This is a genomic window from Pseudomonas sp. FP1154 (assembly GCF_030687245.1).
GTDB classification, from domain to species: domain Bacteria; phylum Pseudomonadota; class Gammaproteobacteria; order Pseudomonadales; family Pseudomonadaceae; genus Aquipseudomonas; species Aquipseudomonas rhizophila.
In genome coordinates this window covers 795962-820159 of sequence record NZ_CP117465.1, presented here as the reverse complement: position 1 = coordinate 820159, position 24198 = coordinate 795962, and the positions used below count along the sequence as shown (strand labels likewise).

General features: G+C 57.7%; 17 protein-coding genes, 1 rRNA gene and 2 pseudogenes. 7 read left to right on the top strand and 13 right to left on the bottom strand.

What is annotated here, in order from left to right:
- Positions 1-21: 21 nt before the first annotated feature.
- Positions 22-612, bottom strand: coding sequence for an NAD(P)H-dependent oxidoreductase (locus tag PSH91_RS03590; protein WP_047229531.1), 591 nt, complete (start codon positions 610-612; stop codon positions 22-24).
- A 196-nt stretch (positions 613-808) separates the two neighbouring features.
- Between PSH91_RS03590 and PSH91_RS03585 the strand changes: the two genes are divergently transcribed.
- On the top strand, positions 809-1123 hold the full coding sequence (locus PSH91_RS03585) for a putative quinol monooxygenase (protein WP_305467317.1): 315 nt from the start codon (positions 809-811) through the stop codon (positions 1121-1123).
- On the opposite strand, the gene PSH91_RS03580 is transcribed toward PSH91_RS03585, so the two are convergent.
- Positions 1113-1877 (bottom strand): sulfite exporter TauE/SafE family protein, encoded by a 765-nt coding sequence (locus tag PSH91_RS03580; protein ID WP_305467316.1) that lies wholly within the window; start codon positions 1875-1877, stop codon positions 1113-1115. The two genes, PSH91_RS03585 and PSH91_RS03580, sit on opposite strands and share 11 nt — an antisense overlap.
- A 217-nt stretch (positions 1878-2094) precedes the next feature.
- On the opposite strand from PSH91_RS03580, the gene PSH91_RS03575 reads away from it, so the two are divergent.
- Both PSH91_RS03575 and PSH91_RS03570 read left to right on the top strand, forming a co-directional pair.
- Positions 2095-2979 carry a LysR substrate-binding domain-containing protein gene (locus PSH91_RS03575; protein WP_047229528.1) on the top strand — a complete coding sequence of 295 codons (885 nt, stop codon included), beginning with the start codon at positions 2095-2097 and terminating at the stop codon, positions 2977-2979.
- A gap of 97 nt (positions 2980-3076) precedes the next feature.
- Positions 3077-3421 (top strand): cupin domain-containing protein, encoded by a 345-nt coding sequence (locus PSH91_RS03570; RefSeq protein WP_047229527.1) that lies wholly within the window; start codon positions 3077-3079, stop codon positions 3419-3421.
- A gap of 88 nt (positions 3422-3509) precedes the next feature.
- Here the strand turns inward: PSH91_RS03570 and mmsB are convergent, their stop codons facing one another.
- Complete coding sequence (gene mmsB / locus PSH91_RS03565) at positions 3510-4397, bottom strand: 3-hydroxyisobutyrate dehydrogenase (protein ID WP_047229526.1); 888 nt, start codon at positions 4395-4397, stop codon at positions 3510-3512.
- 10 nt (positions 4398-4407) lie between these two features.
- On the bottom strand, positions 4408-5934 hold the full coding sequence (locus PSH91_RS03560; protein ID WP_047229525.1) for a CoA-acylating methylmalonate-semialdehyde dehydrogenase: 1527 nt from the start codon (positions 5932-5934) through the stop codon (positions 4408-4410).
- 143 nt (positions 5935-6077) lie between these two features.
- Between PSH91_RS03560 and PSH91_RS03555 the strand changes: the two genes are divergently transcribed.
- The gene (locus tag PSH91_RS03555; protein WP_107322983.1) at positions 6078-7025 is read left to right on the top strand and encodes a LysR family transcriptional regulator; all 948 of its coding nucleotides are present in this window, start codon (positions 6078-6080) and stop codon (positions 7023-7025) included.
- A 242-nt stretch (positions 7026-7267) separates the two neighbouring features.
- Here the strand turns inward: PSH91_RS03555 and PSH91_RS03550 are convergent, their stop codons facing one another.
- Both PSH91_RS03550 and PSH91_RS03545 read right to left on the bottom strand, forming a co-directional pair.
- Complete coding sequence (locus PSH91_RS03550) at positions 7268-8482, bottom strand: lysozyme inhibitor LprI family protein (protein ID WP_305467311.1); 1215 nt, start codon at positions 8480-8482, stop codon at positions 7268-7270.
- 226 nt (positions 8483-8708) lie between these two features.
- Positions 8709-8926: pseudogene (locus tag PSH91_RS03545) on the bottom strand (hypothetical protein).
- A gap of 137 nt (positions 8927-9063) precedes the next feature.
- On the opposite strand from PSH91_RS03545, the gene PSH91_RS03540 reads away from it, so the two are divergent.
- The 3 genes and pseudogenes from PSH91_RS03540 to PSH91_RS03530 all read left to right on the top strand — a co-directional run.
- Positions 9064-10407: an STAS-like domain-containing protein gene (locus PSH91_RS03540; protein WP_305467309.1), complete on the top strand. Its 1344-nt coding sequence runs from the start codon at positions 9064-9066 to the stop codon at positions 10405-10407.
- A gap of 156 nt (positions 10408-10563) precedes the next feature.
- Positions 10564-11334: a hypothetical protein gene (locus PSH91_RS03535; protein ID WP_305467307.1), complete on the top strand. Its 771-nt coding sequence runs from the start codon at positions 10564-10566 to the stop codon at positions 11332-11334.
- A gap of 676 nt (positions 11335-12010) precedes the next feature.
- Positions 12011-12148, top strand: a pseudogene (locus tag PSH91_RS03530) (LysR family transcriptional regulator); the annotation flags it as partial.
- On the opposite strand, the gene PSH91_RS03525 reads toward PSH91_RS03530, so the two are convergent.
- The 7 genes from PSH91_RS03525 to rrf form a co-directional block, all read right to left on the bottom strand.
- Positions 12145-12648, bottom strand: coding sequence for an OmpA family protein (locus tag PSH91_RS03525; protein WP_107322984.1), 504 nt, complete (start codon positions 12646-12648; stop codon positions 12145-12147). The pseudogene PSH91_RS03530 and the gene PSH91_RS03525 sit on opposite strands and share 4 nt — an antisense overlap.
- Before the next feature lie 3 nt (positions 12649-12651).
- On the bottom strand, positions 12652-13920 hold the full coding sequence (locus PSH91_RS03520; RefSeq protein WP_107322985.1) for a diguanylate cyclase domain-containing protein: 1269 nt from the start codon (positions 13918-13920) through the stop codon (positions 12652-12654).
- Positions 13917-14492 carry a YfiR family protein gene (locus PSH91_RS03515; protein WP_076386458.1) on the bottom strand — a complete coding sequence of 192 codons (576 nt, stop codon included), beginning with the start codon at positions 14490-14492 and terminating at the stop codon, positions 13917-13919. The genes PSH91_RS03520 and PSH91_RS03515 overlap by 4 nt, the downstream gene beginning before the upstream one ends.
- Before the next feature lie 139 nt (positions 14493-14631).
- Positions 14632-16728: an exodeoxyribonuclease V subunit alpha gene (recD, locus tag PSH91_RS03510; protein ID WP_305467305.1), complete on the bottom strand. Its 2097-nt coding sequence runs from the start codon at positions 16726-16728 to the stop codon at positions 14632-14634.
- Positions 16725-20414, bottom strand: a complete 3690-nt coding sequence (gene recB / locus PSH91_RS03505) for an exodeoxyribonuclease V subunit beta (protein ID WP_305467303.1) — start codon at positions 20412-20414, stop codon at positions 16725-16727. Before recB ends, recD begins: the two co-directional genes overlap by 4 nt.
- A complete protein-coding gene (gene recC, locus PSH91_RS03500; protein ID WP_305467301.1) occupies positions 20411-23863 on the bottom strand; it encodes an exodeoxyribonuclease V subunit gamma in 3453 nt (1150 codons plus the stop codon). Before recC ends, recB begins: the two co-directional genes overlap by 4 nt.
- 154 nt (positions 23864-24017) lie before the next feature.
- Positions 24018-24133, bottom strand: a 5S ribosomal RNA gene (gene rrf / locus PSH91_RS03495).
- Positions 24134-24198: the final 65 nt, after the last annotated feature.

Below are 24198 nucleotides of genomic sequence, written 5' to 3'. Positions count from 1 at the left end.
GGATACGTGACAAAAGAAAGGTCACGCCTTCAGGCCGAACACCTCAATCAAGTGCTGCTCATAACGCGCCACATCGGCCTCGATATTCGGGCGTTTCATCACGTCCACAGACAGGAAGGTTGGCAATCCGCTCATGCCCAGGAACTGGTTGGCCTTGTGGAACGGAAAGTACACAGCGTCCACACCCTTGGCTTCAAAGAAGTCGGTCGGGTCATCGAAGGCTTGCTGCGGGGCGTTCCAGGTCAGCGACAACATGTATTGCTTGCCCTGCAACAAACCACCGCTGCCGTATTTCTGCGAAGCATCGGAGCGGGTGCGGCCGTCGCTGGCATAGAGGCTGCCATGGCCTTCGGTGAAGACCTCATCGACGTATTTCTTGACGGTCCACGGCGCGCCCATCCACCAGCCTGGCATCTGGTAAATGATCACGTCGGCCCAGAGGAATTTGGCAACTTCTTCCTTGATGTCGTAACCACCGTCGATGAACGTGGTTTTCACATCGAACCCGCCACGGTCCAACACGCTGACCGCCGCATCATGGAGGGTGGCGTTATAGCGACCGTCGGAGTGAGCGAATTGTTTACCACCGTTGAGCAGCAGGACTTTTTTCATGGAGAGCCTCATCGGATTCCAGGGGACACGGTTGAACGGTCACCCAATGGAAAGATTGAAAATGATGGCGGCAGAGTACCGATGAGCTTGCGGCGGAGTAAGCACTGCAACGGCAAAACTGATTTGACCTATACGCACGAATAGGTAGCCAATTCTTGCCGTAGCATTCGCATACTTTTATTCAGGAGCCTCTCCGATGAGCGAATTGCACGGTTTCATCCTGCACGCCAAGACCCGTCCGGAAAAAGCCGAAGCCTTCGAAACGCTGTTTCGTGCCTACGTGGAACCGAGCCGTGCCGAACCCGGTTGCATCGAATATCACATGCTGCGAGACCGGCAAGACCCGACCCTGTTTATCTTCTATGAAATCTGGCAATCCCACGCTCATCTGGACGTGCATTCGAACCTGCCGCACATGAAGCAGTTTTTTGAGCAGCGCATGGAATACCTGGAGCGCGATTTCGAGATCCGCCGCGTCGACATGCTCAGCCCGTCCTCGGCTAGCCGCTGATCAGCAAATGGCCGCCGAGCACAGCGAGGCCAATGAAAAACACCCGCCTGAACAGCACGGCGCTGATGCGCTGACGCAGCCATTGCCCCAGCCACATCCCCAACAGCGCTGGCGCCAGGGCCAGCACCGAAGCACTTAATTCGCCACCGCCCAAGGCGCCGCGCCACAGCAGGCCGGCCGCCAGGGCCAGTGTCGAAACCGTGAATGACAACCCCAACGCCTGCACCAGTTCGTCCTTGCTCAAGCCCAACGCTTGCAGGTACGGCACCGCCGGGATGACGAACACACCCGTCGCACAAGTGATGAGGCCAGTGAGCAGACCGCACAACGGCGCTGCCCACGGCTCAACACTGGCAGCGACCCGCAATGTCGGCAGCAACAGCCCGCTCAGCGCGTACAGCAATAACGCGCCACCCAATGCTCGCACCGCCCAAGGTCCCCCCACCGTATCGAACCACAACGTGCCCAGAGCGGTGCCGATGCAAATCGCCAGCAACAGTGGCCACAAGCGCCTGATCAGGGTTTGCAGATGACCGCCAAAGGTCAGTTGCCAGATATTGGTCAGCGTGGCCGGGATGACGAGCAACGCCGCAGCCTGTGTCGGAGCCATAGCCAGGCCGAGCAGGCCCATGGAAATGGTCGGCAGGCCGAGGCCGATCACACCCTTGATGGTGCCGGCCAGCAGGAAAGTGCCTATGACCAGAAAAGAAAGGGCAGGGCCAAGATTTTGATAGAAAGCCATGAGTGTGTTCATGGGGCTATCGTGGGCCCTGGCGGTCGGGTTTTGAATCTGCCATATACTGAGATAGCCTCTGGCCGAGCAAGAGGCTGAAGAATTTGCTGAGGCTGTAGACGCCATCGCGAGCAGGCTCGCTCCCACCTTGGATCCTGCATTGTTCTCGTGGGAGCGAGCCTGCTCGCGATGACAATGTTCCAGACACCCCAGAACCCGGCACAGGATCACATCCCCCATGCACTTCGACCTCACCGACCTGCGCCTCTACCTGCACATCCTCGACACCGGCAACATCACTGCCGGCGCTGCCCGCAGCCATCTGTCCCTGGCAGCGGCCAGTGCCCGGGTCCGGGCCATGGAGGCCTCCCTGGGGATCGAGTTGCTCGAACGCGGGCGGCGCGGTGTAACACCCACATCGGCCGGCCAGGCACTGGCGCAACATGCCCGGGTGTTGCTGCAACATGCCGAACACCTGCAACAGGACCTCGGCGAATACGCCCGCGGCGTCAAAGGCCGGGTGCGGTTGTTGTGCAACACCAGCGCCATGACCGAATACCTGCCGGAATTGCTGGCCGACTTTCTCAAGGCCCATTCCAACCTCGACATCGATCTGCAGGAATTGCCCAGTTCACGGATCACCCATGCGCTGCGTCAGGGTGCGGCGGACCTGGGTATCATCTCCGACGCGGTGGACATCGCCGGCCTTGAAACCCGGCCCTTCCGCGATGATCCGCTGGTATTGATCCTGCCCTCGGAACATCCCCTGGCTGACGGTCGTCCGCTGAACTTCAATGAGACCCTCGGCCATGATTATGTAGGCCTGAACGCTTCCAGTGCGCTGGCGATTTACCTCGAAGAACAGGCGCTGCACACCGGACGACGCATGCACATTCGCATTCGCGCCGACGGTTTTGATGGCGTGATTCGCATGGTCGCTCATGGTGCGGGCATTGCCATCGTGCCAAAGGCCGCGATCGCGCGGCGCCCGCCCGAACCTTCCTGGCAATGGGTCTCGCTGCAAGAGGCCTGGGCTCAACGCTCACTGCGGCTGTGCGCCCGCCGCTTCGACAACTTGCCCGCCTACGCCAAAGCCCTTGCCACGCACCTGACCGCTCGCTGATGCGCGCTTCTGGATAGGCCGGTGTCGAGCACAGGCATCTGCCCGATCATGTCGCGCGTTAGGGTGCCTGCTCTCTTCTGTCCCTTTCGGAGTTCACATGACCGCCCCCATCACCGTCCTGCGCGATACCCATCCGCTGCCCGTACTCGATGCCTGCAAATGGGAAAAACTCGAAGGCGATCCGCACACCGTCAACCTCAACGCCTACACCAGCGAAGACGGCAGCAAGATCATGGGCACCTGGATCTGTACACCGGGCAAGTGGCGCGTCGACTATGTGAAGTGGGAGTACTGCCATTTCCAGGAAGGCTACTGCATCATCACCCCCGATGGCATGGAGCCGATCCATCTGCGGGCCGGTGACATCTTCGTCATCGAGCCTGGCATGAAAGGCACGTGGGAAGTGGTCGAGACCGTGCGTAAATACTTCGTCTTCGCCTGAAACAAAAAACCGAGAGACCACCCGACATGGTCTCTCGGAAAACAGCTTTCCAAATTGCACAGGCTCTGTGGCGTCGGTGCCCCAGCTCTTATTGCGGCTTGCGATAGCTGTTAACAATCGCCGAAAAATCCTTGCCGCCCTCGCCCCGCTGACTCATCGCCTGGTACAACTGCTGCGCAACCGCGCCTAGCACCACCGGCTGATGAACCTGCCGCGCCGCTTCGGTAGCCAGGCCCAGGTCCTTGAGCATCAGCTCGGCACCAAAGCCCCCGGTGTAGCCACGGGACGCCGGTGCTGTTTCGATCACGCCAGGCCACGGGTTGTAGGTGTCTGAACTCCAGCAACGGCCTGTTGAGCTGTTGATGATCCCGGCCAGTACCTGCGTATCGATCCCCAGGGCATCGCCCAGGGCCATGGCTTCGCTGACGCCTACCATGGAAATCCCCAACAGCAGGTTGTTGCAGATCTTGGCGATCTGCCCGGTGCCGACGTCGCCGCAATGCACGATATTACGGCCCATCTGCGCCAGCACCGGTTGCAGGGTGGCGAACAATTCAGCGGTGGCACCCACCATGAAGGTCAACGTGCCGGCCGCTGCGCCACCGGTGCCGCCGGAGACTGGCGCGTCGGCCATTGCTACGCCTTGTTTGGCGGCTGCGGCGGCAACATCGCGAGCGGTCTGCGGGTCGATGGTGCTGCAATCCACCGCGGGCGTACCGGCGGCGATGCCGGCCAGTACACCGTCGTCACCCAGCCAGACACTGCGTACATGAGCAGCAGCCGGCAACATGGTGATCACCAGGGCCACGCCCTGGGCCGCATCGCGAGGTGAGGCGCTGATGGTGCCGCCCAATGTGGCCAGTTCAGCCAGCACCGTCTGGTTCAGGTCGAACAGGTTCAGCGAGTGGCCGGCCTTGAGCAGATTGCGCGCCATGGGGGCGCCCATGTTGCCCAGACCGATAAATGCGATCTTCATGTCCGGCTCCTTAACGCAGATTGATGGTGGTGTTCACACCGTCATTGACGCTGTCATCATCGAACCAGCGTGCGGTAACGGTCTTGGTCTGAGTGTAGAACTGCACCACTTGTTTGCCGTATGGGCCCAGGTCGCCAAGCTTCGAACCACGGGAGCCGGTGAAGCTGAAAAACGGCACAGGTACCGGAATCGGGATGTTGATCCCCACCTGACCGACGTCGATTTCGCTCTGGAATTTACGCGCCGCCGCCCCGCTTTGCGTGAACAGGCCGGTGCCGTTGCCAAACGGGTTGGCATTGACCAGGGCGATTGCCTGATCAAGGGTGTCGACTTCCAGCACCACCAACACCGGGCCGAAGATTTCTTCGGTGTAAATACGCATCCTGGTAGTCACGCCGGAAAACAGGGTCGGGCCGACGAAGTTGCCTTGCTCGAAACCCGGCACGCTGATGTCACGGCCATCAAGTTCCAGCTTGGCCCCTTCCTGTACGCCACTCTCGATCAATTCAAGAATCCGCGCCTTGGCCCGCTTGGAAATGACCGGGCCGACATCCGTGCCCGGCTCACTGCCGGCGTTGACCTTGAGCTTCTGCGCCAGAGCCTTGAGCTCGGGCAGCCATTGTTTGGCCGCGCCCACCATGACCACCACCGAAGTGGCCATGCAACGCTGGCCCGCCGCCCCGAAACCGGCGCCGACCAAAGCATTGAGGGTCTGTTCGCGATTGGCATCAGGCAACACCACCGCATGGTTCTTGGCGCCCATCATCGATTGCACGCGCTTGCCATGCCGACCCGCCAGGTCATACACGTGAGTGCCGACCGCCGTTGAGCCGACAAAGGAAACCGCCTTGATGTCCTTGTGGGTGCAGAGGGCATCCACCACATCCTTGCCGCCATGCACCACGTTGAGCACGCCCGCCGGCACGCCAGCCTCGATGGCCAGCTCCACCAGCAGCATGGTCGACAGCGGGTCCTGCTCCGACGGTTTGAGCACGAAGGTGTTACCGCAGGCGATGGCCATCGGGAACATCCACAGCGGAATCATCGCCGGGAAATTGAACGGGGTAATGCCCGCGCACACACCAATCGGTTGGCGCAACGTGTAGGTATCGACGCCGCCGGCAACGTTCTCGGCAAACTCGCCCATTTGCAGGGTGCCGATGGAACAGGCGTGTTCGACCACTTCCAGGCCACGGAAAATATCGCCCTCGGCATCAGCGATAGTCTTGCCCTGCTCGGCGCTCAGTACGGCGGCGATGCGTTTGGAGTGCTCGCGAATCAGCGCCTGGAGCTTGAGCATGATGCGCATCCGCGCACCGATGGGGGTCAGCTTCCAGGTCTGGAAAGCACGCTGGGCGGCGGCAATGGCGGCATCGACTTCCGACGCCGTGGCGAACGGGACTTTCGCCAGTACCTGCTGGGTGGCCGGGTTGACGATGTCGTGCCATTCGCTGGACTGGGATTCAACCCACTCGCCGTCGATCAACAATTTTACGGTTTGCAGGGCAGTGTCGCTGGGCGTAAGGGAAACGTTCATGCTGGCCTCCGGGACTTGTTCTTATAGAGAGCGCTGGTTCAGCACAGATCAAGGTGCATAGACAGACACCTTGGTGATGAGACGGTTTTTGGAGTATAGATGTGCAAACTTCTAATAAGAACGCACATAAAAACCGGTCCATCATGCAAAAAAACATCACCTCCCTGGGGTCGCTGAATTGGGACGACCTCAAGTTTTTCCTCGAAGTGGCCCGCACCCGCAAGGCCAGCACGGCGGCCAAGCGCCTGGCCGTCGACTACACCACGGTGTCGCGACGCATCAGCTCGCTGGAAACGTCATTGGGGACGCTGCTGTTCGAAAAATCCCGGACCAACGGTTTTGTCCTGACCGCCGAAGGCCAGCGTCTGCTGGGTTACGCCGAATCGATCGAAAGCACCCTGCACATGGCCTGCGAACAGGTGTCAGGCTCTGGGGTGGCGTTGTCCGGCCACGTGCGCATGGGCTGTACCGAGGGCTTCGGCAGCTTCTTCATCACGCCGCAACTGAGTCATTTCGTCGATGCCTACCCGGCCATTTCCGTGGACATCCTGCCGCTGCCGCACTTCATCAGCCTTTCCAAGCGCGAAGCCGACATCGTCATCGCCCTCGAACGCCCCGAACATGGCCCGTATGTGTGCTGCAAACTATGCGACTACCGACTGCAGCTCTACGCCACCCAGCCATACCTGGACAGCCATCCTCCCATCCACCGACCGGCGGACCTGAGCAAGCATTCGTTCATCAGCTACGTGGATGATCTGGCGTTCAGTTCCGAGCTGCTCTATCTGGCGAATGTATTGCCGGGCGCCCATGCTCACCTGCGCAGCACCAGCGTGATTGCGCAGTTCGTGGCAGCGCAGCAAGGACGATCATTGGCGATCCTGCCGTGCTTCCTCGCCGCCCAGGATCCGCGCCTGCTGCCGGTGCTGCCGGAGGAAATCACCGTCACCCGGCAGTTCTGGATGTACTGCCGGGAGGATTTGAGGAAGCTCAAACGCATCACGCTGTTGTGGGATTACATCCGCGAAGTGACTGAGCAGAATCAGCCATTGTTGATGGGCGAGAGCCGAGAGATGGTATTCGCCGATTGACAGATTTTTCAAGGAATCAGGTAGCCGGATCGTAACGAGGTCAGCAGGTGTTTGCCAACGGTTTGTGTCAGTGGTTGATACATGACTTGTAACACTTAAGAGAGGACTCATAGTCCCCATCCAGAGTCGCGCATGGGCACGCAATAAGGCCCACGCGAAGGCACCCACGGGGGTACGTGCGGACGCACCCGGATTGAGGTGGTCATTCAGATTTTGCCCCAAATTCTCAAGGGAAAAGTTGTTTATTTTATGAACCAACTAAAAGCAGTCGTCTCTTCAGCCCCGAACGCCATCCAGTTAATTAAGACATCCTTTGGGTCCGTCACCAATGTGCCCGACTCTGAGTCCCACTCAAAATCAGTGGACTGAAGTAACCCGGCGCCACTAAACACCTTGAGCGCGCCGAAGCAAAAAGGTGTCCACGCACCACTTGGCCCCATTCGCCCCTTTACGTATATTTCCTCGGTCCTTGCACTGAAGAAGTGTTCGACTGTTGAGTAGTCAGCGACATCAAGAACGTCCTGCAAGGTCATAATGCCAAGCGGTACCGAGACAGCGAAAGCAGGGGACAGGCCTTCGTATATTTCTCCTTGGATTAAGGCTACGACCACCTCCTTTACTGCATCGTTGTCATTGAACGAAATTTCTACCTGTGTTTCCTCATAACGGTACAAGCAACTGTTACCAAACTCGTAACTCGGCGGGCCTAACCATTCTGTAACTTTTTCACGAGGGACTGAGCATTCAATACGATCGAACAGGTTACGAGGCGTCTTGGGGTGCACCACGACGATATCTGAGGGTTCAACGCCGTCTTCGGACGAAAGCGCTGCGATACGTTCTCGCGTTATCGCCTCGTACTTTGAGTTCGCCATTAACGGCCTGATCGACCCGCCTTCCCATTGCTGGGACTCCCTTGAAGCTTCCATGAGCCTAAAGGTTTCCCAAGCAGCTTGAGACTGAAGCAATGCTTGAGTCGCTTGCTGGTCCAGACCACTGAGTTTTATGCCTACTATCGTTGCAAGCTCATCATCCGCCTGTGCCGCCTTCTGCTTGGACAGCTCATTCAGTTCAGCCTGGGATAGTTCGTCCGTGTACTCACCATGTGTGTATTTATGCTTCTTACTCACAGCTTCATAATCAGACACTAATTTTTGAGCCCGGGTCGTGAATGTTTGCGCAATTTGAATAGCGTTATCTGCAACATCACCAAATGCGTGCGCCCGTAGAGCATCAAGGTCGGCCATGGTTTTCCCGGTCTTGTTCAGTTTTTCCTGAAGATCGACCAGCTTATGGTATTGGTCCAACTTTTCGCTCTCGGGCTTCCCCTCCAGTTTCCGTTTTACTGCGTATTCGAGAAATCGGCAGACGCCGTAGCCAATAGGTAATAGGACTGCCGTTCCCCAAGGAGTCTGAAGGAAGGCTGTAAGTGCAGCAAAATCAGTAGGGAATGCCATAAGCGGCTGTGCCTTCCGTGGGATTATTGATGGAGAAGGCTACCTCATTGAGGAGCGTTGGCACAGGGCCACCCGTATCACAAACTCACTCAGTACAGCCACCGAGTAGAACGCAGACGACATCCCCAAAGGTTTCTCCCAGAGGACCACCCTGACTAACTCCAATAGCGACAAGGAGTAAACCAAGGAATCGAAAGGTGACACGGTGGATAGCCAGATTCCGGGCCTACGACTGCCGTAGTCGCATAATGGCGTCAGTAATTCCTCGGGCATTCGTACCCAGCGTTTCCATGACTGCTGTAGCGTTAGCCGCAACACTCCCTACACCATTCTCTGAGAGCCACTTGTAATCTCTTCCATGGCAGCACCCAAGGCGTGCTGGTGGTGCAGAAGCAATGTCAGTGCGTCGGCAGTGGCCATCCTGCAATCCAGGTTATCTGCCATGGGCATCGTCCTCGAGTGGTCATACGGGAATCCTAGTTCACATTGCAGCCCTCTACGACACCAAGATGGCAAGAGGCCATTGCGCTGATCATTAGATTCTGGGTACATTCATTGCGCAGATAAATGAGAGAGCCGTCATGAAATCGATGCGTGATCAGTTATACGGAATTAAGAGAAAATTCAAGAAGGACTCCAAGGTCACTCTCGTATTGCCTAGCGAGTTCACTTTCAACCGGAGCGAAATCAAGCACTTCGATCACGTCCTATCAGTTTTTAATTGGAATCTACGCAACATTCCGGTTGAAATAGACTTTCGTTCGTGCAGCAGCGCCAACTATCAGGCCGTATCTTTATTAATTTTATATTGTTGGAGACTCAAGCAGCAAGGTTGTACTGTGTCAGTTCTATTGGACAACGAAGATGATCCGAACGGTAGTAGGGTCTGGAGAATGCTAGGTGCGCAAGGGTTGTTTGCAGTCTGTACGAACCCGCAAATAAACTTCAATTCAAATGAACACAAACCTCTTTTTGCCATTAGAAACTCCGATGACTTTAAAGCCGCGCTAAAATCTCTAGACGACTTCACCTTAAACTTCGGAGTCGAATATCAAAAGACACTCCGATATGTGATATCCGAGCTTTTATATAACGTACATGAGCATGGCATATCAGATTTCCATTGGCGAGGAAAAAGATACCCCACGCCATCACTACTACAGTTCACGTGGTACGAAAAAGTAAACGAACTGCACTTTATTGTTGGTGATATCGGGATTGGCGTAAAAAACCATATCAGCAAGGCTTATCCAGGTATTTCTACTGACGAAGAGGCTATCCGACTGGCTATCCAGCCAGAAATATCAGGAACTTTCACCACGAAAGACCCATATGCGACGCGAAACAATGCTGGCATGGGCTTGTTTATTTCGTCGAACATCCTAAAGAAACTACGCGGAGACATGCACATCATATCCGGCAACGGTGCTGTACATATCTCACCGACAGATACTACGGCAAAAACCTTAGACGCGAACTGGCCGGGGACATTTGTACTAGTAACAGTCCGGCTTGATCGAGGAACTGAGATTGCCTTAGATGCGATGATGAGTGAGTTTCGCGATCATGCGAAGGCAGAAATCGCTGCAAGAACCAACGCCGCAACTATGCAGCAACTGTATGTTGGTATGTACAACTACTTTGGAAAAAATGCTGATCTGAAATCGGAAGCCATCAACTATCGAGACAAACATATCATTCCTGCGCTTTCGGAAGGAAAATCACTACTATTAGATTTCGTAGATGTAGACTCATCAACGCATAGCTTTCTTAATGCTTTATTAGCCACCCCTATCCGGCGCATGGGCTTAATTGCATACAAAAAAATCAGGATAGTAAATGCAACAAAAGAAATCAGGGAGACAATAGACTATATTCTTGATGACAATACTGGAGACGTAGCTCCCTCAGATCAAGAAGAGTGAACTCAGCCTCCCAAACATCAAGCATCTAAATCAATCTAATCACTAGCACATTGCTCCAACTTAGACCATCCAACCCAAGGTTGCTCACAGAATGTGTGCTCTCGAAATAAAAGACATGCAGGTTCTATGAATCAAAACAGACAAATAATCGCCCGAATGGATCGCTACGTTTTTGTTTTCTGCCTATTTTCGGCTCCGATTGGTGCAATTTTCGTATGGGCTGAGGTAAGCAATTGGCCTGCGTGGGTTCAAGCGGTTGGGAGCATTGAGGCAATCATCGCTTCCTCCATGATTGCTACAAGCACTCATCGAAGAACCATTAATGCGCAACGAGAGAAAGAAGCCACTGACCATGCAAGAGTATTCACCAACCTTAAAAGCTTGATAGAAAAAACTTACTCTTATCTTGTCTACATCCGTGACCATGCTGTCGGGGGACTGGATAAAGGGAAGTCGGCATCAATATTTCCGCGCAACCTTGGAAGCTCCGATCAGCATTGGTCTAGCTATGGGTTTAAGGCTGCAGACATCAGAAGAAGCATGTCGCTATTTGAAAAGCATCTTGAGCAGCTCTCGACGCTTAGCATCGCCGAGGTGGGTGACGCAGTTATTGCTAGCGAAATTGCCAGTTTTATCTCCCACTGCAAAACTCTAGTTGAGGAAATAAACGTTGGCTGGGACGTTCCCGAGTTAAGCAGCGACAGGTCGGAAAAAGACGAAGAAACATACTCCAGCGATCCCTTCAACTACCGGCCTGGCACGCCAAACTTATCTCCGTCCCAAAAGAGAATTGGCCTATCCCATGCTATCGCACGCGGATATATGACCTACTATTTTAGCAGTGATCTTCCTGCCGTAATTACCAAGCTGCATGAAAGTTTAATAAATGAAATTAATGAAAAAATCTCAAGCAAAAAAGTTACCTAACTATTAGCAATCTCCCCCTCAACATCAGGCGCATCTATTCCCGGCATTCTTAGCCGAAAAGAGTCGTCCGAGAATGTAGTTTCCTGCTAATTTCTACCGGTCACAAATGGCAGTTAATGGCCTTTCTCTATCGGCCATAAGCCCCTTTGAAATCCACTTATACCCAAGCCTTTCAAAATCTGACATCCAAGGCTAAATGCTGTAGGGAAGTATGGTGCGCGGGCTAGGTTGCAAAAAGACAGATGCCGCTAGGTGAGTGCTCGACCAAGGTCTGTACCCCTCCCTGAGGCACGGTAGCCACCGGCATTTCTCCTGTGCGCTGTGGCCTAGGGAGGGTGTCAGTCAGGGGGTGGAGGGTACGCATAGCACAGTGCAGCACAGAGCGCCTCCAAGTGGAACGCCCTGATTAAGCCCGATAGCTGATCTGAAGCACCCAGTGCGGCCCTTCTGTTGCTGGTCCTGAGGGAAACAGAAGTGGACTCAGTGGTGCTACCTGTCGCCCTCAAACGCAGGTAGTAGATACCGTTACGCCTGTAGTGATATGGCATAGCGAGCCTTGTGGCAGGCCTCTGAGATGCGAGGAGACTTGTGACAGTGGTTGTGACAGCAGGTCGCGGTAAAGTGAGGTTCATCTCGGTTAAGCCCCGTATTCATTGGGTTAACCTGAATTCCTTGAAAATTCTGGATGTACTGCCGGGAGGATTTGAGGAAGCTCAAACGCATCACGCTGTTGTGGGATTACATCCGCGAAGTGACTGAACAGAATCAGCCATTGTTGATGGGCGAGAGCCGAGAGATGGTATTCGCCGACTAGTCGGCGATGACCACGATGGCGACGCGACGGTTTTCGGTGCGCCCCTCGACCGTGTCGTTGGAGGCGACTGGCCTGCTACTGCCCAGCCCCCGTGTTTGAACGTTTTCTTCGCGCATGCCCACGCCAATCAATACCTTGCTCACGCTGTAGGCCCGACGTATCGACAGTTGTTCGTTATAGGTTTGCGAGCCTGATGCGTCGGTATGACCATCGATCCGCACCCGCTCGATTCCGGCCCCCAGCAGAGCCTTGCCGATTCGCTCGACAATCTCGGTACTGGCCGGGTTGAGGGTTTCCACATCGCTGCCAAACAGTACTTTGCCGGACAGGCCGAAAGCCCATCCCTCATCGGTCAATTCGAACCCTTGTTGTTTGAGCACGGCGACTTGCGCCGGGGTAAGACCTTTTTGGGGTGTCGTCTGGCAGCCGGACAGGGCCAGAACGGTGATGAACAAAAGCGCGGCGAAGCGCTGCAGGGAGAGTTGAGGATATAGGCGCACGAGTCAGCTCCTGGCTTGAAGATCAGCAACCGGGTGCTCCGACCCAGCCGTGTGTTGACCGCCTCTGGCGAGGCGTTTGGCCTGATACATCGCCGCATCGGCGGCGTTGAGCAAGGCGCCTGGTGTAGCGCCATGATCAGGATAAACGGCGATGCCGACACTCAGAGAGGTCAGCACCGAGGCATTGCCGGGCAATTGAATGGGCATTTCCATGCTGGCTATGATTTTCTCGGCAATCCGTTCGGCATCCTCGGTCCGGTGCAAGGGTGCAAGCAGCACGGCAAATTCGTCCCCGCCCAGGCGCGCCACCAAGTCACCTTCACGCAACTGCGCCCGGACCCGTGTCGCCACCGCCGTCAGCACCGCATCACCGGCAGCATGGCCGAAGTTATCGTTGATACCCTTGAACCGGTCACTGTCCAGATAGAGCACGGCGACCTGCTCGTCGAGTTTGTTGGCATTGCGCAGTGCACGGATCAGCCGGCCTTCGAAAAATGCCCGATTCGGCAATCCGGTCAGGCTGTCGTGACTGGCCTGGTGAGCCAGGGTTTCGTTCTCGCTTTGCAGGTGGGTTTGCCAGGACTCCAGCTCATCAAGCAGCGCGTTGAAGTCATTGCCCAGGTTATCCAGCTCGGCGATAGCGGCCGGCGGTACGCGTCGGTCGAGGGCGCGTTCGCTGCGCGCGGCATGGGCCACCTCGGCGAGGCTGCGCAGCGGCCCGGTGATTGCGCGTAACTGGCGCCGCGCCAGATACAACGCCACCCAGGCGCTCACCGCCGTGCACAGGACAATTCCCGCCAGGCCGCTAAGCAAAAACCGCAAAAGGCTGCCGCCATGTCCCGACAGTAGAACTGCGCCTATATTCTGTCCCTGATGGATGATTGGCAGGCTGATGGGCTTTTCCAGGAAGGTTTTGGCGATGTGCCTTTCCAATTCCGACAACAAGCCTGTTTCCGGCCGCTGCCAGCGAGCCAGCAGACGGCCGTGCTCGTTGAACACCTCGGCATCGGCGACCTCTTCGGTGGAGGCAATCACAGCCAGCGCCTCGGTCGCCGCCACTGAGTCATCGAACACCACGGCCGCTTCAACGGTATAGCTGATCGAGCGGGCGATCAGGTGCAGGTTGTGATCGGCATAGACTCGCAGCGCCAGTACACCAAGCAACGTCAGGGAGACACTGGCCATGGTGATCGCCACCAACGCGACAATCAGGTGACCGCGACCAATGACCGAGCCCAGTGTGGGACGGATCCGTGCCGTGGGCAGATTCATGGGGCTGCTGGCCTGCGACGTGAAAGCTGTAAAACGCTGGGGTGAATGCGCACGCCACTGCGCGCCACCGAATCCAGGTTGACCTCGAACGAGACCTGTTCGTCAGCGACCCGCAGACAGAACAGGCTACCGACGGTGCACTGATCGCCGCCTTCACTGATGCTCAACACAGGTTTACCGATCAAGGACGCGAACAGCCGGGTGCGCTCGTCATGGGTCAATCTGCCGATGTAGATCGCGTTGCAATCAGTGGCAATACTGGGGTGGTCGGCCAGCACCCGCTGCACAGTCACAGGCCGGCCAGTGGCCTGAGTCGTACCCTTGACCAAATCGTCTGTGTATTGAGTCGGCCCGACAATGCACAGCTGCAATTGCGCTGGTTCCACGGGCCAGCGGGCGTAGCTGAGAATTCCCAACACAACCTGGGTGACGGATTCGGCCCGCTGTTCAGCCCGGGTCGTGGTGGCCTGATCCTGGGCGACAACCACAGGCGCCAGTAAGCACAGCAGGCCGGCAAGCAAATATTGCCTCCAGCCCTTGCGGCGCACTGTCTCCTGAACAGCCACACTCATGGAAAGTCTCTTGGTCGATGCAATAAGTGCCGGAAAGATAGCACAGTGCCAAAAAGCCAGCGAGGCAGCGCCCTACGACGCTTACGACACAAGCGTGCAGAACAGCCGCCCTGGGCACTGAATCGCGAAAGTCGATCGCTCAGACAGCTCCTTCCAGCGCCAGCATCAACCCGCTCAAGCGCTTGACCTTGCGCTGAACCGCCTCTTCAAAGACGCCCGCTCGCGGCTCAATCAGACTGAACCAGTGCTTGCCCCGAGTAATGGCGGTGTACACCAATTCTTTCGTCAGCACCGGGTTCAGCGCATCCGGAAGAATCAAAGCCGTATGGGCGAACTCCGAACCTTGGGATTTGTGCACCGTCATGGCAAAGACAGTTTCTACATCGTTCAGGCGACTGGGCAGGACGAAACGCACACCGCCCTGGCCATCGTTACGAGGGAACGCCACCCGCAGAACCTGCTTGCCGGCGTCCGGCCCATCACGCTCGGGCAGTTTGAGCGCGATACCGATATCGCCATTCATCAGGCCCAACCCGTAGTCGTTGCGGGTCATCAGAACCGGGCGCCCTTCGTACCATTGATGATCGCTGTCGATAAGCTGGGCCTTGAGCAGTGCGGCGGTGATGCGCTGGTTCAACCCCGCGACGCCCCACGGGCCTTTGCGTACGGCACAAAGCAGCTGGAACTCGTCGAAAGCCGACAGGACTTCCCGAGCCCAATCGGTCCAGCAGCTGTCCTCAAGCGGTCGGGAAATGGCCGGGCGGCGCTGACGCAACAGGCTCAAGTAATGCCGATAACCCTTCGGCCCTTCTGCCTTGCCGTCGAGTAACAAGCGCTCCAGCGCCCCATCGTGTTCGCCCCTCAGCGCCAGGGAAAACAGGTCGGTGAATTCGCCTTCGAGCAGCAGTTGACGGGCCTGTTCCGGTTGCTGCTGGTTGACCCGACGCGCCAGTTGACCGATCCCGCTGCCCTCACCGAAGCGCCGCGAATGCCTGAGCATAACCACTTGCTGGGCCAGGGCATGAGTGCCATCGAGGTCTTGCCGCAGATCACTGGCCGCCAGGTTTTCGCCGCTGACCGACTCCAGCCAGGCCAGGGTCCGGGGGCTGTACCAACCCTCCTCGGCGTCCCGACACAGGTCCCCCAGTACCGCACCGGCCTCAACAGAAGCCAGTTGGTCCTTATCACCCAGCAATACCAGTCGCGCATGAGTCGGCAGCGCATCCAGCAGATTGGCCATCATCTCCAGATCGATCATGGAGGCTTCATCGATCACCAACACATCCAGTGGCAAGCGATTGCCCCCATGATGGCGAAAATGTCGGGTACCAGGCCGACTGCCCAACAAACGATGGACCGTGGTGACATCACAGGGAATACGCTCGCGCACGGCGTCAACCACATCGAGGGTGCGGACCTGCTGGCTGATGGACTCGGTCAGACGCGCCGCCGCCTTGCCTGTGGGCGCGGCCAGGCGGATCCGCAGCGGTTTGCCTGCCTCGACAGCGGGCGCCTGAAGCAAGGCGAGCAAGCGCACAACCGTGGTGGTCTTGCCGGTACCCGGGCCGCCAGTGATGATACTGAAGGCTCCACGGGTCGCCAGCGCACAGGCCAGTTTTTGCCAATCGATCGGGCCAGCGGCGTTGGCCGGCCCGAACAACCCGTTCAAACGCTCGCGAAGATCATCAGGTGCCGCTTCATGTTCGGCAAGCCGTTGTCGCAACGCCTCATCGATCCGCCGCTCATAAGCCCAATAACGACGCAGATAAAGCCGCTTACCTGATAACACCAAAGGGCGTTGCCGCGCTTCTTCATGCTCATCGACGGCCAAGGCCACCAGAGCACTGGAAGCCAGGACCTTGCACCAGTGAGCCCCATCGAGGGTCCGTAGTATTTGCGAGGGCAACAACTCTACCCCCGTTTGCGAGTCGCCTTCAGGCGGCAGTGACAGGGCGAAATCCGGCTCCTTGAGCGTTTCGAACAGATCCAGGCAGACATGCCCGTGACCCAACTGATGGCTGGTGAGCGCCGCAGCAAGCAGCACCAACGGATCATCTTCAGGCGCGAGCTCATGGAGGAAGGCGACGAATGCCTTGTCCAGGGCACGCAACCATCCTCGCTCGACCCAGCGGGTGAGCAACAGCAGCAAGTCATCCGCACGGCTCAGCGGAGCCAGGTCCATCAGGCTCTCGTCATCAGACGATGTGGGTAACAGATCGGCAAAAGAACGTTTCATAGCAGCTCCCCCTGTTCCCATGCCGGTTCAGCCTTTGGCTCGCAAACCCCTTGGAACATGCGGTCCAGTTGCTCGATCAGCGCCCGTGGAGGCTTGGTGAAGTAAACGCCCTGACTGGCTGAGCGGGTACCGCGCAGGAACAGATACAACGCCCCACCGACATGCCGGTCGTAGTCATAGCCGGGCAGGCGCGCCTTGAGCTGACGGTGCAGGGCCAACAGGTACAACACGTATTGCAGGTCGTAGCGATTGTCGAGGATTGACTGTTCCATGGCCTGCTCGGTGTAGGCCATGTCATCGACACCCAGCCAGTTGGACTTGTAATCGGCCACGTAATACCGGCCCTCGTGCTCGAACGTCAAATCGATGAAGCCCTTGAACATCCCGTTGAGCAACACCGGCTCAGCGGCCACGCGAGCGACACCGCCATGGGTGAATTGGCAAACCAGTTGGTCGAGCTTGAGCACATCGACCTTGTGGCTGGCAAACCAGAACTCCATCTCGACCTGAAACCGGGACAGGTTCTCGAGCACCACCGGCGCCTGGTCACCACCTATGTGCATAGGCAGTTTGATCAGGTGTTGCAGCCAGTCACCCAGGGTAGCGATCCAGCCTTTCCAACCTCGACGATTGCAGCGCCGGGCTATGGCATCCTCGATGGCGGTTGGCGTAGCTTCAAATCCTTCGCCAGCGGCCCACTCCAGCAGGCCATGAAGGAATGTGCCGGGACCAGGGCCGCGAGGGAAGCGGTGAATATCGCCACCCACGGCAACAATTTCCCTTGGGGCATCGGGGTCAAGCCGCTCATCGTCGAACAGCTTCTGAGCCTGCGGGTTCTCCGGCGCATCATTGCTGCCCGCACTCAGGCTTTCCCCGATACGCAAGGCGCTGTAGGAGGCGATCCACCAGTTTTCGCTGGCTTTGCGTAGGGGAATCAAAGGCTCAAGCAATACCGCTTCGTTGCGAGGCGGCCGGTAATGCTCGTCGGTGGCCTGGGGCATCTCCTGATAGCTGACCACTGCGCTGCCTTGTTGCAGGTCCTCCAGCCAGCGCTTCAACTCCACCGATTCGACTAACGGCACACCACCGCCCAACAGATAGCCCAATGCGGACAGGTGCAGGATCGAGCTGTTGTTATTGCCCCGTTTGAGATCAGCCACACCCAGCCAGCAAGCGTGTTGTGCGCGGGTCAGGGCCACGTAGAGAAGCCGCAGATCCTCGGCCAGACGCTCGTCATCGGCCTTGGCGATCAACTCGGCGGTAGGCTTGAGGCTGATCTGTGCCTTGCAGGCTTCATCGTGGTAATGCAAAGGCAACCGACTGCCATCCACCGGTTTCGTCGAACAGATGAAGGGCAAAAACACCAGTGGATATTCAAGTCCCTTGGACTTGTGAATCGTGACCACCTTGACCAGTTGCTCATCGCTTTCCAGGCGCAGGATCTGTTCTTCACCAGCCTGCCCGGACAGCGCCAAGTGCTCGGACAGATGCCGAATCAAAGCTTGCTCGCCATCCAGCTCACCGGCGGCCTGTTGCAACAGCTCGCAAAGATGCAGCAAATTGGTCAGCACCCGCTCGCCGTCGCTGCGCGTCATCAAGGCCTGGGGCAGCTCGAAATCATGTAGCAGGCGACGCAGCATGGGCAACACGCCCTGGGTACGCCAGACCGTACGATAGCCTCGGAACTGCATGACCCGACGCTCCCAGGCCAGCTCATCCTGATTGAGACGTTCCAGCTCCGTCAGCGCAAGATTCAGCGTGATGCTGGCCAGTGCTGCCCGCAGTGGCCGCTCGACATCCGGCTCGGCGCAGGCCCTGAGCCAGATCAGCAGGTCCCGCGCTTCCTGTGAAGCGAAGACCGAGTCTTTGTCGGACAGATAGACACTGCGCACTCCCCGCGCGGACAGCTCGTCGCGCACGGCCTGAGCTTCTTTGCCGTCACGCACCAGGATGGCGATATCCGCCGGGCGTAATCCCTGGAGCGTCTTTTCATCGACCGTAAAGCCATCGCGCCCCGATTGGCCGCCATTGAGCAACGCGGTGATCTCACTGGCACAAGCCGCCGCCATGTGCTTCCGATACACCGCCCCGGAAAGCGGCTGATCAGAAGACAGGTGCCAGATATTCATTGCGGCAACGGGTAGCCCGTTGACTTGCAAGGACTCCTTGCGCCCTTGGGACTCAACGGGCTGGAACGGCACCGGGTTCTTGCCCGACGGTTCACGAAACAGAAAAGCACCGCGCCCTTCAGGGCGAGATTCGGCATTCTGGAAAATATGGTTCACCGCACTGACCATGGCGTGGCTGGAACGGAAGTTTGTTCCCAGCGTATGCAGCCTGCCGGCGGTGGCTTCGCGGGCGCGCAGGTAGGTATAGATGTCAGCGCCGCGAAAAGCGTAAATGGCCTGCTTCGGGTCACCAATCAGGAACAGCCCGGTGTCGGGGTTGCTTTCTGCGATGTGGTAGATGCTTTCGAAGATGCGATATTGAATCGGGTCGGTGTCCTGGAACTCATCGATCAGCGCCACCGGAAACTGTTCGCGGATCAAGCTCGCCAGCCGCTCTCCGCCCTCGGCCTGAAGGGCCGCGTCCAGACGCAGCAGCATATCGTCGAAGCCCATCTCCGCGCGGCGCCGTTTCTCCGCCTCGAAACGTGCCCCCACCCATTGCGCGGCATGTTGCAGCACTGCGGCATCGGGAGTGGGCAAGGCTTCCAGGCTGGCCTTGAGACCGGACATGGCGTCCAGCCCGGGATGACTGGGCACTTCGCCTTTCCAGGCCTCGGCCATGCCCTCGGGGGTCAGGCGTGTGAATCCGCTGCCGATGTCCAACAGCTCAAGGCTTTCGTCCTCCACCCAGGCATTGATTTTCTGGAACCACGGTTCGAAGTACCGGGCCTGCATCTTGCGCCCGTCGACGCTTTTGTTGGCGACACCTTGCTGACAGATCTCCAGCAGCTCCACGGCCCATTGCCGCCACGGCGCCTTGAGATCGAGCAAGGCGGCGCTGCGCTCCTGAAGCGATGCGGCGATCAGTTCGGCGGGTTCAAGCCCCTCAGCAGCATCGCGTTCGCTGGAAAACAGGCCTCTGACTCGCGGCAGCAGCGCAGCGGGCCCACCCCAATGTGTCCGCACCCAATTCAGCGCCTCGCCTTGCATCGAGTAGCAGAACAGCCGCCAATAGTCGCGCAGCACTTCGCCGAGCAAGTCGCTGTGATCGGTTTCCAGGGTCTGGGTAAACAGGCTACCGCTGTCAAAAGCATGTTCACGCAGCATGCGCTGACACCAGCTATGGATGGTCGACACTGCTGCTTCATCCATCCATTGCGCAGCGATGTCCAACCGGTTCGCACAGCCAGACCACTGCGTTGCATCGAACTCATCCCGCAACTCGGCGATCAGCGAATCCGGGGCGGCAATTTCATCACGAAAGAAGCGCGCCGCCTGGGCCAGACGCATGCGGATACGTTCACGCAACTCCTTGGTGGCAGCGTCCGTAAAGGTCACCACCAGGATCTGCGGAGGAAGCAGTTCGCGACCAAAGCCGGTAGCCGGGCCGCCATGCCCCAGTACCAGACGCAGGTACAACGCCGAAATGGTAAAGGTCTTGCCGGTACCGGCGCTGGCCTCGATCAATTGACTGCCACGTAGCGGGAAGGCCAGGGCGAGTGGAGGCTGGCGAGTCATGAGCTTACCTCCTCGCCGGCCAATGAACGCCATGGTGCTTCGAGCAGTGGCCGGTAAAGAGCATCGCACCAGTCGGGGAATGTCTCGTCGGCCGTCAAGGCATCGAAGTCAGCAAACTGCCGGGCCAACGCCGGACTTTCCCGCCGCTCACCCTCAGAGTTCTGCCCGTCGCCTTCGTAGGCTTTTCGAGCAGCCGCATCGGCTTTGGCTGGATCGCTCTGGCCGAGCCAGGCGAAGGCGGTCTTCACGGCGACGGGAAGCGGCTGACGCATACCCGCCTGCCAGGCTTGCAATAGATCGCCGAGCAACCGTCGTGCCACGGGCTCTTCAAAAGGAGCCAGCAGCAAGCTGTCATCACTGGCCACCAGTGCCGTCGTCATCGAAAAGCCGTTAGCGCACGCAACAAGATGATTGACCCAAGGACGAATCAGACGATGCCATTTACGGGTCTTGGGGGAGCCAATACCGTTGGGTATCGCGCTGATGGTGAGAACCGCTCCATCAGCACGCTGGTGCAGGCCACTCAGCCAGCCCTCGACGCTCACGCCATGCAATTGCAAGCTGACAGGCAAGGCACTGGTCAACGGCGTGGGCCATAACGCCAGAAGCTGCTGGTAACGCTGGAGCAAATCAGGCAAGGGCTCGATCAATTCACGTTGCATGCATTCACCGAAGCCGGCCATCGGTAACAGGCCGCTGTTCTGCAGTCTTTTGGCATGAGTGGCCAGTGCCAGATCCGGTTGATCGAGGTGAACCAGGGCGGCCTCCAGCAAGCTGTCGCTCAGGCTGTAGCGTTGCAGCGCATCGAGAACGAAGGGTTCGTCATCTGCCAAAGGGGCCTCGATGGCCTCGAAGAATATTTTGAGTCGTTGACTGAAGAAGTGCCGGACGGGATTGCGCAGAAAGTCCTGCAGTTGCCCAAGGCCCAAGGGCTCTTCCTGAGCATAGGGTTCCAGCACCTGGCTTTGGGCGGCGTGTTCGTGGGCACCGTGGAGCATTCGCCATTCACTGGCGTAACTGAACAACGCACTGCCTTGATGAAAATAACGAGCACTGAACGGTTGCAGCGGATGTTCCTGGGTCAACGCCTCAAGAAGGTCCCCGCGGTCATCCGCCAACCGCCAACCGCTGGCGAGATGATCCCGCAGTTGGCCGACCAATACTGAAGCAGGACGGTCGCTGTTGTCGCGGATGCTGCGTCCGACCCAACTGATATAGAGCTTTTCCCGGGCTGAAAGCAGTGCCTCCAATAACAGATATCGATCATCTTCGCGTCGGGAACGATCCCCGGGGCGATAGTCGCTGCCCATGAGATCGAAATCCAGGGGCGGTTGTGCTCGCGGGTAATCACCATCGTTCATACCCAGCAGACACACCAGTTTGAAAGGAATCGCGCGCATCGGCATCAGGGTGCAGAAGTTGACCGCTCCGGCCAGGAAACGCTGGGACAGTCGGCCCTGATCCAACCCTGCCAACCAGGCCTCACGGACAACAGTCAGGGGCAACTCATCCTGCAGGGCAACCGACTCACAGGTCTCCAGCCAGGTTTCACGCAAGTCTTCGAGTTGGGCCAGCAGATAGTCGTCATGTTCGTTGCTCGCCTGGAAAAACAGTTGCATCAGATCATGCAGGCGCGAGCCCCATTCTTGCGGTGATGCAGGCCGGGTGAGTTCCTGATGAGCGACTTGCAAAGCATCCAGCAACGCAACCAGAGGACCGATCAACGCCGCATCCAGGCCACCAATTTCATCATAGGGTTCGATGCCGTCATAAGCGCCCGCGCTGCCGACGGCATACCCCAGCAGCATGCGCCGAAGACCGAAACGCCAGCTGTTCTGCTCAAGCTCCGCGGGTAATCCCAGTCCGGCACGATGTTCGGCACTCATGCCCCAGCGGATACCGGCGCCCTCGATCCAGCGGTGCAGCGTAGGCAAGTCAGCTTCATCGATACCGAACCGCTCACGCAACGCCGGAACATCGAGCAGATCGAGGATTTCGCTGACCGGAAAGCGGCTATCCGGCAGCTTGAGCAAGTGTTCGACAGCGATCAATAACGGATCACGTCCACGCTGGCCCTGATCAGTGAGGGTGAAAGGAATGAAACGGGGATCAGTTCTTTCAAGCTGACCGAACACAGCGCGTATATGCGGTGCGTAGCTGTCGATGTCCGGGACCATGACGATGATATCCCGGGGGCGCAGGCTCGGATCCGCACTGAAGCGGGCCAGCAGCTGATCGTGGAGGATCTCAACCTCGCGCTGAGCACTGTGGGCTACATGGAAACGGATAGACCCGTCCTGCTCCGTATCCACCGCTGGCCAGTGTTCCCGGGTTTCGTTCAGGGGGCGCAGCTCGAGAATGTCATCCTGCAGTTGGCCGAGAAGGGTCGTGGGATTCCCCTCGCTGAACAGGTCGATCCGTCCATCGCGAAATACCGAGCGATAACTGTTGGGATCGTCGTAGCTGTCGAGCAGGTTGATATAGTCACGCCCCTGCTTGCCCCACGCAGCCAATAATGGATGAGCATGCTGGTGCAAGGTCTGCGGGTCGAGGACAACGGGCATTCCGGCCTTGCGGGCCTGGCGTTTGTATTGGTGGCGTAGCAGGTCCTTGTCCGCGACGATGTCCGCCCAATGGTGGCGACATGGGTTATGAACGCACAGCAGAACCTGGCTAAACCGTGACAGACCGGCAAGTGCTTCAAGGACTTGGGCCGGCAGAGAAGAAATGCCGAACACTATCACCCGCGCGGGCAGGTTCCTGGGAGCCACTTCCAAACTGTTGATACGCTCGATGTACCGTTGATGAACCCCAGCACGGCTTTGGGCCATGCCTTGCTCCCCTACATCCATCAAAAGGGCCCGCCACAGTTCGGCCTGCCAACAGTTTTCTGGCGCGAGCGGCTTGATTTCGCCCCGGACATTTCTTGTCTGGTGCCGACCTTCAGCCCAGTCCTCCAGCCAATCCGCCCGGTACACCTGATATTGGTCAAACAGATCGGCAAGACGCTCGGACAACTGATAACGCTTGCGCAAGTCGGTATCGTGGGTAAGGAAACGCCGCAGGGGCTCGAAATGGGGCTGCTCGATCAACTGTGGCAGAAGGCGCATCAGCCGCCATGTAAGTGGAGCCTTATCAAGCAACGACTTGGCCGGAATTTCGTCACGTCCCAGGACCGTTCGATAGAGTTGCCACATGAAACTGCCGGGCAACTGCACATCAATGGCGGCGGCGATACCGCAGCCACCGGTATCGTCATCTTCCGGATCCTCAGCCAATGCCAGCTTCAACCATTGGGCGATGCCATTGCTTTGAACCAGCGCGATTTCATTTTCAAGAGGCCCCAGCGGATAGCGCCGCATCAAGCTGATCACCAGGCTGCGCAACTCATCCAGGCGATTCCCGTGGACCACCATGAAAGCAGGGCTTAAGGACGTCGCGTCCGGCATAAAGGCATCCTTGAAAATGCAAAAGCTAGGGCCGAACCTTAGCACTGTCGGGGGGCTGTGACAGCCGGGAGCTGTCCGTGCTTGTCGTAAGAACTTTCCTGCGGGCAAAACAAAACCCCTACCTGCGTCAGCAGATAGGGGTTTCGGAATTTAATCTTGACGATGACCTACTCTCACATGGGGAAACCCCACACTACCATCGGCGATGCATCGTTTCACTACTGAGTTCGGGATGGGATCAGGTGGTTCCAATGCTCTATGGTCGTCAAGAAATTCGGTAGCCAGCGCGTGCCTTACGGTCACGTTCCAGCAAATGGGTATGCGATAGGTTTGTG

Bases quoted from the DNA above. Each gene is read 5' to 3' on its own strand.
- PSH91_RS03590 (WP_047229531.1), bottom strand. From the start codon at position 612: ATGAAAAAAGTCCTGCTGCTCAACGGTGGTAAACAATTCGCTCACTCC.
- recB (WP_305467303.1), bottom strand. From the start codon at position 20,414: ATGACTCGCCAGCCTCCACTCGCCCTGGCCTTCCCGCTACGTGGCAGT.
- PSH91_RS03575 (WP_047229528.1), top strand. From the start codon at position 2,095: ATGCACTTCGACCTCACCGACCTGCGCCTCTACCTGCACATCCTCGAC.
- recD (WP_305467305.1), bottom strand. From the start codon at position 16,728: ATGAAACGTTCTTTTGCCGATCTGTTACCCACATCGTCTGATGACGAG.
- PSH91_RS03585 (WP_305467317.1), top strand. From the start codon at position 809: ATGAGCGAATTGCACGGTTTCATCCTGCACGCCAAGACCCGTCCGGAA.
- PSH91_RS03535 (WP_305467307.1), top strand. From the start codon at position 10,564: ATGGATCGCTACGTTTTTGTTTTCTGCCTATTTTCGGCTCCGATTGGT.
- PSH91_RS03580 (WP_305467316.1), bottom strand. From the start codon at position 1,877: ATGAACACACTCATGGCTTTCTATCAAAATCTTGGCCCTGCCCTTTCT.
- PSH91_RS03560 (WP_047229525.1), bottom strand. From the start codon at position 5,934: ATGAACGTTTCCCTTACGCCCAGCGACACTGCCCTGCAAACCGTAAAA.
- PSH91_RS03520 (WP_107322985.1), bottom strand. From the start codon at position 13,920: ATGAATCTGCCCACGGCACGGATCCGTCCCACACTGGGCTCGGTCATT.
- mmsB (WP_047229526.1), bottom strand. From the start codon at position 4,397: ATGAAGATCGCATTTATCGGTCTGGGCAACATGGGCGCCCCCATGGCG.
- PSH91_RS03555 (WP_107322983.1), top strand. From the start codon at position 6,078: ATGCAAAAAAACATCACCTCCCTGGGGTCGCTGAATTGGGACGACCTC.
- PSH91_RS03550 (WP_305467311.1), bottom strand. From the start codon at position 8,482: ATGGCATTCCCTACTGATTTTGCTGCACTTACAGCCTTCCTTCAGACT.
- PSH91_RS03515 (WP_076386458.1), bottom strand. From the start codon at position 14,492: ATGAGTGTGGCTGTTCAGGAGACAGTGCGCCGCAAGGGCTGGAGGCAA.
- PSH91_RS03540 (WP_305467309.1), top strand. From the start codon at position 9,064: ATGAAATCGATGCGTGATCAGTTATACGGAATTAAGAGAAAATTCAAG.
- PSH91_RS03570 (WP_047229527.1), top strand. From the start codon at position 3,077: ATGACCGCCCCCATCACCGTCCTGCGCGATACCCATCCGCTGCCCGTA.
- recC (WP_305467301.1), bottom strand. From the start codon at position 23,863: ATGCCGGACGCGACGTCCTTAAGCCCTGCTTTCATGGTGGTCCACGGG.